This window comes from Azospirillum sp. 11R-A (genome assembly GCF_049472615.1).
GTDB classification, from domain to species: Bacteria; Pseudomonadota; Alphaproteobacteria; order Azospirillales; family Azospirillaceae; genus Azospirillum; species Azospirillum palustre.
In genome coordinates, this window is record NZ_JBCEBL010000010.1 from 183,614 (window position 1) to 199,576 (window position 15,963).

The 15,963-nt window shown below is 66.4% G+C and carries 10 protein-coding genes; 5 read left to right on the forward strand and 5 right to left on the reverse strand.

The genetic code is table 11. The features are described from left to right. Positions 1 to 66: 66 nt before the first annotated feature. From VH569_RS16175 to VH569_RS16185, 3 genes are all read left to right on the forward strand, one after another. Positions 67 to 3,420: a DUF2126 domain-containing protein gene (locus tag VH569_RS16175; protein WP_423316253.1), complete on the forward strand. Its 3,354-nt coding sequence runs from the start codon at positions 67 to 69 to the stop codon at positions 3,418 to 3,420. A gap of 292 nt (positions 3,421 to 3,712) precedes the next feature. Then, positions 3,713 to 6,271: a circularly permuted type 2 ATP-grasp protein gene (locus VH569_RS16180; protein WP_423316254.1), complete on the forward strand. Its 2,559-nt coding sequence runs from the start codon at positions 3,713 to 3,715 to the stop codon at positions 6,269 to 6,271. 4 nt (positions 6,272 to 6,275) lie between these two features. Then, positions 6,276 to 7,208 carry a transglutaminase family protein gene (locus VH569_RS16185; RefSeq protein WP_423316255.1) on the forward strand — a complete coding sequence of 311 codons (933 nt, stop codon included), beginning with the start codon at positions 6,276 to 6,278 and terminating at the stop codon, positions 7,206 to 7,208. 10 nt (positions 7,209 to 7,218) lie between these two features. Here VH569_RS16185 and VH569_RS16190 read toward each other — a convergent pair whose 3' ends face one another. The 5 genes from VH569_RS16190 to VH569_RS16210 form a co-directional block, all read right to left on the reverse strand. Then, complete coding sequence (locus tag VH569_RS16190) at positions 7,219 to 7,599, reverse strand: response regulator (RefSeq protein WP_423316256.1); 381 nt, start codon at positions 7,597 to 7,599, stop codon at positions 7,219 to 7,221. Then, positions 7,592 to 9,163: an ATP-binding protein gene (locus VH569_RS16195; protein ID WP_423316257.1), complete on the reverse strand. Its 1,572-nt coding sequence runs from the start codon at positions 9,161 to 9,163 to the stop codon at positions 7,592 to 7,594. The genes VH569_RS16190 and VH569_RS16195 overlap by 8 nt, the downstream gene beginning before the upstream one ends. Positions 9,164 to 9,357: 194 nt before the next feature. Then, positions 9,358 to 10,965 (reverse strand): peptide chain release factor 3, encoded by a 1,608-nt coding sequence (locus VH569_RS16200; RefSeq protein ID WP_098739804.1) that lies wholly within the window; start codon positions 10,963 to 10,965, stop codon positions 9,358 to 9,360. Between the two features lie 159 nt (positions 10,966 to 11,124). Continuing rightward, positions 11,125 to 12,165: an aspartate-semialdehyde dehydrogenase gene (locus VH569_RS16205; protein ID WP_376959323.1), complete on the reverse strand. Its 1,041-nt coding sequence runs from the start codon at positions 12,163 to 12,165 to the stop codon at positions 11,125 to 11,127. 287 nt (positions 12,166 to 12,452) lie between these two features. Next, positions 12,453 to 14,951, reverse strand: a complete 2,499-nt coding sequence (locus VH569_RS16210) for a glycogen/starch/alpha-glucan phosphorylase (RefSeq protein WP_423316258.1) — start codon at positions 14,949 to 14,951, stop codon at positions 12,453 to 12,455. 179 nt (positions 14,952 to 15,130) lie between these two features. On the opposite strand from VH569_RS16210, the gene VH569_RS16215 reads away from it, so the two are divergent. Beyond that, positions 15,131 to 15,655, forward strand: coding sequence for a GNAT family N-acetyltransferase (locus VH569_RS16215; protein WP_423316259.1), 525 nt, complete (start codon positions 15,131 to 15,133; stop codon positions 15,653 to 15,655). Positions 15,656 to 15,743: 88 nt separating this feature from the next. Then, a complete protein-coding gene (locus VH569_RS16220) occupies positions 15,744 to 15,953 on the forward strand; it encodes a hypothetical protein (RefSeq protein WP_423316260.1) in 210 nt (69 codons plus the stop codon). Positions 15,954 to 15,963 lie beyond the last annotated feature (10 nt).

Consider the following 15,963-nt stretch of genomic DNA (forward strand, 5'->3'; position numbering starts at 1 on the left):
GCGGTTGCGACCCTGGACCAAACCATGGCGCGAACATCATCGAACAGGCATGAGGCGGGGTTTTCAATGGCGATCCACGTCGCGCTGAACCACAAGACGATCTATCGCTACGACCGGCCGGTCTCCCTCGGCCCCCAGATCATCCGGCTGCGCCCGGCGCCCCATTGCCGGACACCGATCCTCAGCTATTCCCTGAAGGTCACGCCCAAGCAGCATTTCCTGAACTGGCAGCAGGACCCGCAATCGAATTTCCAGGCCCGATTCGTTTTCCCGGAAAAGACCCGCGAGTTCGTTGTCGAGGTCGATCTGGTCGCCGAGATCGCCGCGATCAACCCGTTCGACTTCTTCCTGGAGGAGAAGGCGAGCCACATCCCCTTCGCCTACGAGGACTGGCTGCAACGCGAGTTGCGCCCCTATCTGGAGACGGAGGAGCCGGGTCCGGAACTGGCCGCCTACCTGACCGACATCCCGCGGGACAAGACGCCGACCATCGACTTCCTGGTGGCGGTGAACCAGCGGCTTCAGCAGGACATCGGCTACGTCATCCGGCTGGAACCCGGCATCCAGAGCTGCGAGGAGACGCTGACCAAGCGCACCGGATCCTGCCGCGATTCGGCGTGGCTGCTGGTGCAGATCCTGCGTCACCTGGGGCTCGCCACCCGCTTCGTCTCCGGCTACCTGATCCAGCTGACCGCCGACCAGAAGGCGCTGGACGGCCCGTCCGGTCCGGAAAGCGACTTCACCGACCTGCATGCCTGGGTGGAGGTGTTCCTCCCCGGTGCCGGCTGGGTCGGGCTGGATCCGACCTCCGGCCTGCTGGCGGGCGAAGGGCACATCCCGCTGGCCTGTACCCCCGATGCGTCTTCCGCCGCCCCGATCTCCGGCCTCGTCGATGAGGCGGAGGTCGAGTTCGGCCATGAGATGTCGGTCACCCGCATCTACGAGGCGCCGCGCGTCACCAAGCCCTACAACCCGCAGCAATGGGCGGCCATCGAGGCGCTGGGCCACCGCGTCGACGAGGATCTGAAGGCCGAGGACGTCCGCCTGACCATGGGCGGCGAGCCGACCTTCGTGTCCATCGACGACATGGACGGCGCCGAGTGGAACACGACGGCGCTCGGTCCGCAAAAGCGCAGGATGGCCGCCGACCTGATCCATCGGCTGATGGCGCGCTTCGCCCCCGGGGGACTGCTGCATTTCGGCCAGGGCAAATGGTATCCCGGCGAATCCCTGCCGCGCTGGGCGATGACCGTCTATTGGCGCCGAGACGGCGGGGCGCTGTGGGCAAACAGCGACCTGCTGGCACGCGAGGACACCGATTACGGCCACACGGCGCAGGATGCCGGCGTCTTCCTGATGGCGCTGGCGAAGCGGCTGGGCCTCGACCCGAACCTCGTGCTCGGCGCCTATGAGGATCCCTGGCACTACCTGCGCAAGGAATCGCAGCTTCCCATCAATGTCGATCCGCTGAACAGCAAGCTGGAGGACAAGGAGGAGCGGGAGCGGCTGACCCGCGTCTTCACCCGCGGCCTGGCGGAGCCGGTGGGATTTGTCATGCCGATCAACCGCCGCATGACCCAGCAGGGTCCGGTCTGGCTCTCCAGCACATGGCCGCTGCGCCAGGAGAAGCTGCTGCTGATCCCCGGCGACAGCCCGGTCGGCTACCGCCTGCCGCTGGGGTCCCTGCCCTGGGTGTCGAAGTCCGACTATCCCTATGCCTGGGAAACCGACCCGTTCGAAGATCGCGGCCCGCTGCCGCCGCATCCGGTGCAGCGCCGGCAGGAGATCCGCGGCGCCGTTCAGGAATCCGACCGCGGCGTCCACACGGACAAGCGGATCGCCCAACGCCAGCGCATCATGGCGGAAATCCGCGACGAACTGCCGGAGGACGGCAAGTCGGCTTGGTGGGTGGTGCGCACCGCCCTGAGCTGCGAGGCGCGCAACGGGCGCCTGCACCTGTTCATGCCGCCGATGAGCACGCTGGAAGACTATCTGGCGATGCTGGCGGAGATCGAGGCGACGGCGGTCGAGCTGGAGATGCCGGTGGTCATCGAAGGCTACCAGCCGCCGAAGGACCCGCGGCTGAACTCGCTGGCCGTCACCCCGGACCCCGGCGTGATCGAGGTGAACATCCACCCGGCCCACAGCTGGGACGATCTGGTGCGCAACACCATCACCCTCTACGAGGATGCGCGCCAGTCCCGCCTGGGGGCGGAGAAGTTCATGATCGACGGGCGCCATTGCGGCACCGGCGGCGGCAACCATGTGGTGATGGGCGGCGCCACCGCGGCCGACAGCCCCTTCCTGCGCCGCCCCGACCTGCTGCGCAGCCTGATCACCTACTGGCAGAACCACCCTGCCCTGTCCTACGTCTTCTCCGGCCTGTTCATCGGCCCGACCAGCCAGGCGCCGCGGGTGGACGAGGCGCGCGACGACCAGCTCTATGAGCTGGAGATCGCCTTCAACCAGATCGATCAGGCAGCGGCGAGCGGCAACTGCCCGCCCTGGCTGGTCGACCGGGTGCTGCGCAACCTGCTGGTCGACGTGCAGGGCAACACCCACCGGGCGGAGTTCTGCATCGACAAGCTCTATTCGCCGGACAGCTCCACCGGTCGCCTCGGCCTTGTCGAGTTCCGCGCCTTCGAGATGCCGCCGCATGCGGAGATGAGCCTGACCCAGCAGCTTCTGATGCGGGCGCTGGTCGCGCGCTTCTGGAAGCATCCCTACAAAGGCCGTCTGGTGCGCTGGGGCACCGACCTGCACGACCGCTTCATGCTGCCGCACTTCCTCCAGCAGGACATGGCCGACGTGTTGCAGGATCTGCGCGACCATGGCTATCCGCTGGAGGACAGCTGGTTCGCGCCGCACTTCAACTTCCGCTTCCCGGTCTACGGCCATGTCAACCAGCGCGGCATCACCATGGAACTGCGCATGGCGCTGGAGCCCTGGCACGTCCTGGGCGAAGAACCGGGCGGCGGCGGCACGGTGCGCTATGTCGACAGCTCGGTGGAGCGGGTGCAGGTCCGCGTCAGCGGCCTGATCGACGCCCGCCATGTCATCACCTGCAACGGCCGGCGCGTGCCGCTGATCCCGACCGGGGTGGAGGGCGAGTTCGTCGGCGGCGTGCGCTACCGCGCGTGGCAACCCCCCTCCTGCCTGCATCCAACGATCCCGGTCCACACCCCGCTGATCTTCGACATCCTGGACAGCTGGGCCGGCCGGTCCATCGGCGGCTGCACCTATCACGTCATGCATCCGGGCGGACGCAACTACGAGACCTTCCCGGTCAATGCCAACGAGGCGGAAGGGCGCCGTCTGGCCCGCTTCTTCCCCTTCGGCCACACCCCCGGCCCGATGGACAGCCCGGCGGAGGAGCGCAACCCGCAATTCCCGATGACGCTGGATCTGCGGCGGGGCTGAGTCCCGACGACCCCACGGCGTCGGATCGGTCCGCAATTTCCGGCAAGCCGGAGCGTCGCCTTACGCGGCGCTCCGGTTTTTTCGTTTCAGGACACCGGCCTGCGATCATCCATCGATGACAGGATCGCCACGGAATCTTTCCTCTTTCGGATGGATCCCGGGCCCACCAGCCTTGCATCGACGGGCTTGGACGTTCAGACTGTTGCTTCCTTCATAGGCAATACGCACCAGTCAGACCTTGTCCCAGCCCGATCAGCCATTCCGCGCGCCGACATCCGTGGTCCCGTCCGGGATGCCGCCGGTCCCTTTCACCCAGGGATCGCTGTTCGGCGAGGCCGACGCCATCGGCTACGGCTCCGGACAGGTCTATGACGAGATGGTGAACGGCCAGGGCCGGCTGCGGCCGCACTGGCAGATTTTCATGAGTTCGCTGGGGCCGCTCGACTCCGAACAGATGGCGCAACGCTGGGAGGAAGCGCGGCGGCTTCTGCACCAGAACGGCGTCACCTACAACATCTACGGCGATCCCAACGGGATGGAGCGGCCCTGGCCGCTCGACATGATGCCGCTGCTGCTGCCGGCCCATGAATGGAAGGCCATCGAATCGGGGCTGATCCAGCGGGCGTCGCTGCTGAACGCCATCCTGACCGACATCTATGGACCGCAGACGCTGACCCGCTATGGCCGGTTGCCGCCATCGGTGATCCATGCCGACCCCGGCTTCCGCCGCGCGGTCCACGGCATCCGGGTTCCGAACGACGTCCATCTGCATTTCTACGCCGTCGACCTCGCCCGTGCGCCCGACGGTCGCTGGTGGGTGCTGTCCGACCGGACCCAGGCGCCGAGCGGCAGCGGCTATGCGCTGGAAAACCGCGCGGTTATCGCCAAGGTCCTGCCCGACAGCTTCCGCCATTGCCAGGTGGAGCGACTGAGCGGCTTCTTCGACACCTTCAAGGAAACGCTTTTCTCCATCGCACCGCGGACGAGCTCCGCCGGGCGATTGCCGCGCGTGGTGCTGCTGACCCCCGGCCCCTACAACGAAACCTATTTCGAGCATGTCTATCTCGCCCGCTATCTCGGCCTGACCCTGGTGGAAGGGGCGGATCTGACGGTGCGCGACCGGACGGTCTATCTGAAGACGCTGTCCGGGCTGGAGCAGGTGGACGTCATCCTGCGCCGGCTCGACGCCGATTTCGCCGACCCGCTGGAGATGCGCGCCGACAGTTCGCTCGGCGTCGCCGGGCTGATCGAGGCGGTTCGGGCCGGCACCGTCGTGATGGCCAACGCGCTCGGCTCCGGCCTGATGGAATCGATGGCGATGAAGTCGTCGCTGCCGACGCTGTGCCGCCACCTGCTGGGGGAAGAGCTGCGGCTGCCCGGCGTCGCCAGCTGGTGGTGCGGCAACGATGCGGAACGCGCCTACGTCATCGACCATCTCGACGGTCTGGTGATCAAGCCGGCCTTCCCGTCGCTGTCCTTCGAGCCGATCTTCGGCGCCCAGCTGTCGGCTGCCGAACGCTCTGCCCTGACCGAGCGGATCAAGCGCCGCCCCTGGTATTTCGTGGCGCAGGAGCAGATGGCGCTCTCCACCGCCCCGGTCTGGCAGGACGGCCGGCTCCAGCCGCGCCCGCTGGTGCTGCGCGTCTTCCTCTGCGCCACCCCCAGCGGCGGCTATGCGGTGATGCCCGGCGGCCTGACCCGTGTGTCCAGCGAATCGGGGCGGCTGGTCGTGTCGATGCAGAGCGGCGGCGGCAGCAAGGATACCTGGATCCTGGCGCCGCGGCGTGCCGACGTGGCATCCGGCCAGCCGCGCCCGTCGGCGCTGGCAATGGAGCCGACGGCCAGCGGTGCGCGTCCATCCGCCAACGACCTGCCCAGCCGCGTCGCCGACGGCCTCTATTGGCTCGGCCGCTATGCCGAACGGGCGGAGGGCGCTCTGCGTCTGCTGCGCGCGACGCAAAGCCGCCTGATCGACAGCAACATGCCGGGCGCCACCCTGCAGCAGCGCCCGCTGCTCGACCTGCTCGGCTCGCTCGGCATGATCCCGGCGGAACTGGCGCGGGTGACGGAAAGCGGAACCAGCCGCGGCCTGCGCGATGCGCTGCATGCGGCGGTGACGGACCCGGACCATCCCAACAGCCTGCGTGCCCAGGTGCTGAGGCTGCACCGCACCGCCTATTCGGTGCGCGACCGCCTGTCGATGGACATGTGGCGGGTGGTATCGGCAATCGACCGCCAGACCCAGCAGCCTAAGGGACGCATGGACGCGGCCTCGCTGCTGCTGCGGCTGGACGATGCGATGATCATGCTGGCCGCCTTCTCCGGTCTTGAGCAGGACAGCATGACGCGGGGGGCCGGCTGGCGCTTCCTCGACATCGGCCGGCGGATCGAGCGGTCGCTGCATATGGTGGCGCTGATGCGCGGGGTCCATGTCGCCGATCTCGACCGCCAGGACGAGCCGATGCAGGCCGCCACCCTGTCGGTGCTGCTGGAGCTGGGCGAGAGCGTGATGACCTATCGCGCCCGCCACCTGACCAGCGTGCTGCGCACGCCTGTGCTGGACCTGCTGCTGGGCGAGGAAGCCAACCCCCGCGCCCTGGCTTTCCAGCTGGCGGCACTCGACCGGCACATGCGGGCGCTGCCCAGCCAGGGCGTCGGCACCGGGACGGACCCGACCGGCGGCGCGCTGGCCATCGTCGCCGCCGCGCGCAACAGCCTGGAACGCACCGACGCCATGGCCTCCAGCGAGGCGCTGCGCACGCTGCTGGACACGCTGGCGATGACTCTGCCGGACGTGTCGAATTTCCTGGCTCACGCCTATTTCAGCCATGCCTTCGCAAGATCGGCCTGACGCGATGACGCCTCCGCCCTCCGCTCCCGCTCCCGGCAGCAGCGGTCTTTCCACCCGCTATCGCCTGCGCCATGCCACCGCCTACGACTATGGCGAGGATGTGCCGATCTCCCACCATCTGCTGCACCTGACCGCCCGGCCGCATCCACGCCAGCGCATCCGGCGCAGCCTGCTGACCATCGATCCGGTCCCGGCCGTGCGGACGGAGCGGGTGGATTATTTCGGCAACACCGTAACCTACGTCGCCGTGCAGGAGCCGCACCGGACTTTCTCCGTCATCGCCGAAAGCGAGGTGGAAGTGTTCGATCCGCCCACACTGGCGCCCGACGATTCGCCGGCGTGGGAGCATGTGCGCGACAGCCTGCGTGGCCTGACCGGGCCAGACGACGGTGCGGAGATCACGCAATACTGCTTCGACAGCGCGCTGGTCGCCTCCAGTCCGGAACTGCTGGACTATGTCCGGGGAAGCTTCACGCCGGGCCGTCCGGCGGTCGCGGCGGCCATCGACCTGATGAACCGCATCAACCGCGAGTTCGCCTTCGATCCCACGGCCACCACGGTCGCGACTCCGCTGGCGTCCGTGATGCGCAACCGCCGAGGCGTCTGCCAGGACTTCGCCCATATCGCCGTCGGCTGCGCCCGCGCCATCGGACTGCCGGCACGCTATGTCTCGGGCTATCTGCGCACCCTGCCCCCACCCGGCCAGCCGCGGCTGGTGGGTGCGGACGTCAGTCATGCCTGGGCCTCGGTCTGGTGCGGGGCGACCGCCGGCTGGCTCGACATTTGCCCGACCAACGCCTGCATCGCCAACCGAGACTTCATCACGATGGCCTGGGGACGCGATTACGACGACGTCAGCCCGGCCCGCGGCGTCCTGTTGGGCGGAGCCGGCCATGGCCTGACCGTCAGCGTGGACGTCGAGCCGCTGGAGGATTGAGGGGGAAGCCTCAGGCTTCCGGCATTATGCCCAGCATACGGTGCAGCGTGTTGCAGATGGTGCGCGGGTTGACCGGCTTGCTGAAGATCTCCAGCGGCTTCCAGCGCTCCTGCTTCAGGTCGCTGTCCTCCGTCAGGTAACCGGTCATCACCACCACCGGCAGGGTGGCGTCGCGTTCACGGATTTCCCGGATCAGCGTCTCGCCATCCATGCGCGGCATACGCAGGTCGGTCACCAGCGCGTGAATTTGCTCGGTGGCATAGCGCTCCAGCGCCTCCACCCCATTGGCAGCGACGGTCACCCGGAAGCCTTTGAAGGACAGGAAGTCCTCCAGCGCCATGGCCGCCAGCACCTCGTCCTCCGCGATCAGGATATGGAACCGATCAGGCATGCGAGAACTCCCTGTCGACTGAGGAGACCGGCTGGCTCGGCAGCGTGATGGTGAAGCGGACGCCGCGGCCTCCACCCTCCAGATCGACGTTGCGCGCTTCGATCCGTCCACCCATGCCGTCGATGATTCCATAGCCGATCGACAGCCCCAGGCCGGATCCCTTGCCGACCTCCTTGGTGGTGAAGAAGGGATCGAATATCTGTGGCAGCACCGAGGGATCGATCCCACCACCATCGTCGGTGACCTGGATGACCACGCTATACCCGTCGGGATCGTCGCCGACCGCCACCATGATGCGTCCCGCTGCCCCACCCGCTGCACGAAGCGCGATGATCGCATCGCGCGCGTTCGAAAACAGGTTGAGGATCACCTGCTCCAATTCAAGTGGCCGTCCGGATACCGCCAGTTGCGCCGCCCAGCCTTGCTCGACGATCTCGATATCTTCCTGACGATATTGATGGCGGACAAGCTCGACCGCACTCTGAACGCAGTCGGCGGGATGGAAGGTCCGCATGCCGCCGCCATCCCGCCGCCCGAACATGCGGACATGGTCGATCAGCTTGCCCATGCGCTCGGTCTGCTCGATCACCAGCTTCAACGCCTTCTCCGCACGGGCGGGGTCGAGCAGATTGTCATGCAGGCGGGTCAGGGTGTTTTCCGTCCACAGACGGATGACGTTCAGCGGCTGGCTCATCTCGTGCGCCATGCCCGCAGCCAGCGTGCCCAGCGTCGCCAGCTTGGAGGTCTGGATCACCTCTTCCTGCAAGCGCTTGCGTTCGGTCACGTCGCGGCCGCTGCCGAGGATCTGGACAACCCGGCCGGCGGCGTCCTTCACCGGCACCAGCATGGTGTGGAAGACGCGCTGGCCGGCCGGCATGTCCAGCGTCTCTTCGTAATCGATGGCTTTGCCGCTGTCGCGGCAGGCGGTGTAGCGGGGGATGACCAGATCGGCCAGTTCCGGCTTAACCGCATCCCGGACACGGCGGTCACGCATCCGATCGGGGTCCAAACCGCCGATCCGCGCCAATGCCGGGTTGATGGCTTCATAGGCGAAGTCACCATCGGGAAGAACCTGGACGATGAACAGCGCCTCGCCCAGATTGTTGAAGAAGCCCGAATAGCGGGCCTCCATTTCGCGCCGGGTCGCCACCTCAAGCTCCAGCGCGCGGTTGCTGGCCTCAAGCTCCCGTGGACTGGGCAGGGCCAGCAGGCGCGGCATCAACCACCAGAGCGCCGCGGCGGTCGCCAGCGAGGCGAAGGCGGTGATCAGCTTCACCAGACCTTCGAGCACATAGTCGGGAGTCCACAAGGTCCAGACCGACAGGAAATGGGTGGTGCCGCAGGCGATGATGAACAGCGCGAACAGCAGCGCCATCCAGCCGAAGGCCACGTCGCGACGGCGCATCACGAAATAGATCAGGGCCACCGGGATCGAGAAATAGGACAGGCCGATCAGCACGTCCGACGCGACATGCAGCATCAGGATGTCGGGGCGCCAGAGCAGGCAGACCCCATGGGGCACGAAACCGCCGGTGTCCAGAAGCTCTTCCAATCCCACCGCCATGTCCGCCTCTTTTCCAACCGTGCCCGTCCGACGGAGGACGTTAATTATGCGTCGAAACCATCTGACGCATCGGCACACGTTCCGCCACCGGACCGACTCCGTCAAGCCGTCAATCTGTTAGGGCAGGTCTGTGAGGTTTCTCTACTGGAAGGACGCCCGCTCCGTGACCACGGCCACGTGAGCGGGCGTTTGCGTCACGCGGCGGTGTGGACCTTGCGGTTCTGCTCGCGCGTCTTCAAGAAGCGCAGCGCCGGGAAATCCTCCTGCGCGCGGTTCAGGTGCCAGGCGTTGCGGGCGAGGAAGACCAGCGCGCCGTCATGGTCCTCGGCCAGCGCCGAGCGGTTCAATTCGATGAACTTTTCCAGCTGAACCTTGTCGTCGGTCTCGACCCAGCGGGCGGCGTCCAGCCCGGCACCCTCGAATCGGGCGGCGATGCCGTATTCCGCCTCGATGCGCGAAGCCAGAACCTCGAACTGCAGCTGGCCGACGACACCGACGACCCAGTCGGCGCCGGTCAGCGGCTTGAACACCTGCGAAGCGCCTTCTTCGGCGAAATGCTCAAGCGCCTTGCGCAGGTGCTTCACCCGCATCGGGTCGTCCGGGCGGACACGCTGCAACAGTTCCGGCGCGAAGCTCGGCACGCCGGTGAAGCGCAGATCCTCGCCCTCCGTCAGCGTGTCGCCGATGCGAAGGCTGCCATGGTTGGGGATGCCCATGATGTCGCCGGGCCATGCCTCCTCCGCAACCTCGCGGTCGCGGGCGAGGAACAGAACGGCGTTGTTCACCGCCATCAGCTTGCCGGAGCGGATGTGCTTCAGCTTGGCGCCGCGCTTGTAACGGCCGGAGCAGAGACGGACGAAGGCGATGCGGTCGCGGTGGTTCGGGTCCATGTTGGCCTGGACCTTGAACACGAAGCCGGTGACCTTCTCCTCGTCCGGTTCGACGGTGCGCGGATCGGCCGGCTGCGGGCGCGGCGGCGGGGCGTTCTCCGCCAGACCGGACAGCAGCTCGCGCACGCCGAAATTGTTGATGGCGGAGCCGAAATAGATCGGGGTCAGGTGGCCGGCGCGATAGGCCTCCAGATCGAAGGCCGGCATCAGGCCGCGCGCCATCTCCACCTCTTCACGCAGCTTGGCGACGGCGTGGGCGGGAAGCAGCTCGTCCAGACGGGGATCGTCCAGGCCGTTGCACTCGATGCCGTCGTCGATCTCGTCGCCCTTGCTGCGGTCCATCAGGATCAGCCGGTCGCGGATCAGGTCGTAGCAGCCCAGGAAGTCGCGGCCCATGCCGATGGGCCAGCTGGCCGGCGTGACCTCCAGCGCCAGTGCGCTCTCGATCTCCGAGATCAGGTCGAAGGGATCGCGCGCCTCGCGGTCCATCTTGTTGCAGAAGGTCATGATCGGCACGTCGCGCAGACGGCAGACCTCGAACAGCTTCAGCGTCTGCGTCTCGATGCCCTTCGCGCCGTCGATCACCATCACCGCACTGTCGACCGCGGTCAGCGTGCGGTAGGTGTCCTCCGAGAAGTCCTCGTGGCCCGGCGTGTCGAGCAGGTTGAAGGTGCGCCCGTCGAAATCGAATGTCATGACGGAGGCGGTCACCGAGATGCCGCGCTCGCGCTCCACCTTCATCCAGTCCGACTTGGCGCGCCGCTGCTCGCCGCGCGCCTTGACGGCACCGGCCATCTGGATGGCGCCGCCGAACAGCAGCAGCTTTTCCGTGAGCGTGGTCTTACCGGCGTCGGGGTGCGCGATGATGGCGAAGGTCCGACGGCGGGAGACGGCGTCCTGAAGTTCGGACATGCGCAGAATCCCGTGACTTGAAGGCGTTATACGGTACGAACGGCGAAAGGGCCGACAGGCAAAACACGCCCGTCGGCCCCCGTCGCATTACATAGCAGTGCCGGCCCTGGGATTCCAGAGCCTTGGGATCGGCCCTGGGATCGGCCTTGGCCGGACGCCTTACAGCGCCAGCTCGGCGATCTGCACGGCGTTCAGGGCGGCGCCCTTCAGCAGCTGGTCGCCGCAGACGAACAGGTCCAGGCCATGGTCGCCGAAGACGATGTTGTTGCGGATGCGGCCGACCTCGACGTCATACTGGCCGGTGGCGTTCAGCGGCATCGGGTAGGCGCCGTTGGCCGGATCGTCCACCACCTTCACGCCGGCTGCATCGGCCAGGACGGCACGGGCGGCGTCGGGCGTGACCGGCTGGATGGTCTCCAGCGTGATGGCCTCGGAATGGGCGCGGTAGGTCGGGATACGGACGGCGGTGCAGCTGAGCGGCAGATCCGGAACCTCCATGATCTTCCGCGTCTCCCACGTCACCTTCATCTCCTCCTTCGTGTAGCCGTTCTCCTGGAAGGCGTCGATCTGGGGGATCAGGTTGAAGGGGATCGGGTGGCGGAACACGCTGTTGGTGACCGGCTTGCCGTCCAGCTGGTTGCGCGTCTGCTCTTCCAGCTCGGCCATGCCCTCGGCACCGGCGCCGCTGGTCGCCTGATAGGTGGAAACGATGGCGCGCTTGATGCCGAAGGCCTTGTGCAGCGGACCGAGCGCCACGACGGCGATGGCCGTGGTGCAGTTCGGGTTGGCGATCAGGCGCGACCCGGCGGCGTACGCCTCACGGAAGACGTGGGCGTTGATTTCCGGAACGATCAGCGGGATGTCGGCGTCGTAGCGGAAGGCGGAGCTGTTGTCGATCACCAGCGCGCCGGCCGACGCGAGATCCTTGGCATGCGCCTTGGCGAAATCGCCCGACACCGCCAGCAGGACAACGTCATACCCCTTCACCACCGCGGCGTCGAAGGCCTTCAGGGTCAGGGCGCCATAGGGGGTCTCCTGCACCTTGCCGGCGGACCGCTCGGAGGCGAACAGACCGAGTTCGGCGACCGGGAAGTTGCGGTCGTGGAGGACCTTGACCATCTCGCGGCCGACGGCGCCGGTGGCGCCGACCACGGCGACGCGGAGGGACTTGGAAGAAGCGGAGGCGTTGCTGCTGCTCATGGCGGGGTTCCGTCCTGTCTATCGCACTGTTGATCGGACCGGCCTATCGGTCGTTCGGACAGCGGACCCCGGATACGACGAGGCCCCGTCCGTTGTCCGGCGGGGCCTGCCTCGTGGAAGAAACGCTGGTCGATCCGATCAGCACGCACCACGACGCTGCCCGCCGAAGCGAGTCGCTTTTTTGGTCGTAGTGATGGTGATGGCCTTGCGGTTCATGACGCCTTCTTATCCGAACGCGCAGGCATTGTAAAGCGCCTGCGCGTTCGCCCTTTCAGAAATTACCGGCTTTACCGGAACCCCTCGCCGTCATGGCTCGGCTTGACCGGGTGTACGTCCCAGATCTCGCCGGCATACTCGTTGACCGTACGGTCGGACGAGAACCAGCCCATGTTGGCGGTGTTCAGGATGGCCTTGCGGGTCCATTCCTCCGGGTCGCGGTACAGCTGCATCGCGGCATCCTGCGCCCGGCAATAATCGGCGAAGTCCGCCGTCACCAGGAAATGGTCGCCGCCGTCGGTCAGCGCCTGGACGATGGGGTGGTAGCGGTTGCGGTCGTCCGGCGAGAAGGCGCCGGTCGAGATCATGTCGAGCGCCCGCTTCAGGCTGGGGTTCGACGCGATCACCTCGCGCGGGTTGAAGCCGCCGCTGGCGCGCAGGTCGTTCACCTCATCCGCGGTCATGCCGAAGATGAAGATGTTGTCCGCACCCACATGCTCGCGGATCTCGACGTTGGCGCCGTCCAGCGTGCCGATGGTCAGCGCGCCGTTCAGGGCCAGCTTCATGTTGCCGGTGCCCGACGCCTCCATGCCGGCGGTGGAGATCTGCTCCGACAGGTCGGCGGCCGGGATGATGATCTCCGCCGCGGTCACATTGTAGTTCGGCAGCAGCACGACCTTCAGGTTGTCGTGCACCGACGGGTCGTGGTTCACCACCTTGGCGACGTCGTTGATCAGTTTGATGATCAGCTTGGCCATGTGATAGGAGGGCGCCGCCTTGCCGGCGAACACCTTGGTCACCGGAACCCAGCTGACCGTCGGGTTGTCGCGCATCTCATTGTAGAGCGCGATGGTGTGCAGCACGTTCAGCAGCTGGCGCTTGTATTCGTGCATGCGCTTGACCTGCACGTCGAAGATGCTGTCGACCAGCACCTCCTCGCCGGTCTGGCGGGCGATATAGGCGGCCAGACGCTTCTTGTTCTTGCGCTTGGCCCGGCGGAACTCCTCGCGGAACACCACGTCGTCGGCCTTCTCGCGCAGCGCCGCGATCTGCGACAGGTCGGAGATCCAGCCCTCGCCGATGCGGGTGGTGATCAGTTCCGACAAAGCCGGGTTGGCCTGCTTCAGCCAGCGGCGCGGGGTGATGCCGTTGGTCTTGTTGTTGATGCGGTCCGGGAATTCCTCGTGGAAGTCGGCGAACACCGTCTGCTTCATCAGGTCGGTGTGCAGGGCCGACACGCCGTTGACCTTGTGCGAGCCGAGGAAAGCGAGGTTGCCCATGCGCACGCGGCGCTCGCCGCGCTCGTCGATCAGCGACAGCCGCGACAGCTTGGCATTGTCCCCTGCCGCCTTCGCCTTGGTGCGGTTCAGGAACTTGGCATTGATCTCGTAGATGATCTGCATGTGGCGCGGCAGCACCCGCTCGATCATCCGCACCGGCCAAGCTTCCAGCGCCTCGGGCAGCAGGGTGTGGTTGGTGTAGGCGAAGGTGGCGCGGGTGATCTCCCACGCGTCGTCCCAGCGCAGCGCATGCTGATCGACCAGCAGGCGCATCAGTTCGGCGATGCCGATGGCCGGGTGGGTGTCGTTCAGCTGGATCGCCGCCTTGTTGGGCAGGTTCTCGAAGGTGGTGTGATGCTGAAGGTAGCGGCGCAGGATGTCCTGCAAGGAGGCGGAGGTGAAGAAATACTCCTGCTTCAGCCGCAGCTCCTTGCCGGTCTCCGTCGCGTCGTTGGGATAGAGGACGCGGCTGAGATTCTCCGACAGGATCTTCTGTTCGACCGCCTTCATATAGGCGCCGTCGTTGAAGTGGCCGAAGTTGAAGTCGCGGGTGGCGCGGGCGGACCACAGGCGCAGCGTGTTGATCGTCTCGCCGCCGAATCCGACGACCGGCGTGTCATAGGCCATCGCAAGCACGCGGTCGGCATCGACCCAGCGGTAGGCGCGCTCGCCGACGCTGTCGCGGAACTCTTCGACGCGGCCGTAGAACTGGACCGGATACAGCACCTCCGGACGGGCGAATTCCCACGGGTTGCCGAATTGCAACCACTGTTCGGGGTACTCGACCTGCCAGCCATTCTCGAAGCGCTGCTCGAACAGACCGAACTCGTAGCGGATGCCATAGCCGTAGCCGGGCAGATTCTGGGAAGCCATGCTGTCGAGGAAACAAGCGGCCAGACGGCCGAGGCCGCCGTTGCCGAGCGCCGCGTCCGGCTCGGCGTCGACCACATCCTCCATCGACAGGCCGAGGCGGTCGAGCGCCTGACGGCACTCGTCCACGATGCCCAGGTTCGACAGGCTGTTGGTCAGCAGGCGCCCGATCAGGAACTCCAGGGAAAGGTAATAAACGCGCTTGGCGTCTTCATGATAATAGCTGCGGGTCGTGTCCATCCAGCGGTCGACGACGCGGTCGCGGACAGCCAGCGCCACGGTGTGGAACCAGTCGCGGCGCGTGGCGGCGCGTGCATCCTTGCCGACCGAATAAACCAGCCATTCCAGGAACGACCGTTTGAGGCCATCGACATCGAGGCTGCGGCGTTCGATGTCGCGAGATTTGAACCGAGCGTCCATGTCCTGACTTTCTGCGTGAAAGGCCAATAGGAGCGGGCGGCTGGAAGGACGGCGCTCCGTATATTGGGGAAGTGTCTGCCCTGTTGGTTAAGCAAAGCTTTCCCCAGATGGAACCTACCGCCGTTTCGCTGTGGTAAAAGGGAGTAGGTTGTCATCCCCTTCCCTATTTCCCATCAACGATGCGTCACGAATCCAATCCTGTCCACTGCGATGCAGCATGCATCGGCATCCGCCACGCCGAATCGGCCGATATTCCTGCGCTGCTGGCGATCGAGGAGCAGAGCTTCGCGACCGACCGGATGACGCAGCGCAACTTCCGTTATGCGATCCGGCAAGCAAAAGGTGTGGTGCTTGTGGCATACCGCCCAGTACCGAAGGTGCAAGAAAGGCCGCCTTGCCATCAGCCCGGCGCCTATGGGGTCGTCGGTTTCCATGCCGGGACGCCCTTCGCCCGGCTGACCTCCTTCGCCGTGGCCCCGGACAAACGTGGGCAGGGACTCGGCCGCAGCCTGCTTGCCGCCCTGGAGAAAGCCGCCGCCGACCATGGCTGCCGCGGCATGAGACTGGAGGTGCGGGCCGACAATGCAGCGGCGATCGCCCTCTACACCGCCGCCGGCTATCGCTGTTTCTCCACCTATCCGGATTATTACGAGGACGGAATGGCGGCGCTGCGCCTGGAAAAGCTGCTGGGTCCCGGCCACTGACTGTTGCAGGTACGCACCGGCAGCCGCGTTCGATGGTGGTAAGCCCGGCAAGCTGAGGCTGGACCGGAATCGCCGGATTCTGCCACCGATGTCACTCTTTCCGAATCCTGCGGTGGAACATCCCCTGCGCACGGCGCGTTTAGCTCCCGACACGATCAACGACGGGCAACAACGGGACCGCCTCAATGACGCCACCGCCGACCGGATCGTTCCACAACACCCCGCAGAGGCAGCCGACCCGCGCCAGATGACGGGCCGGCCCCTGGGCACCTGGGAGCTCATCCTCAGGACGCCCTGAGCGCTCAAGA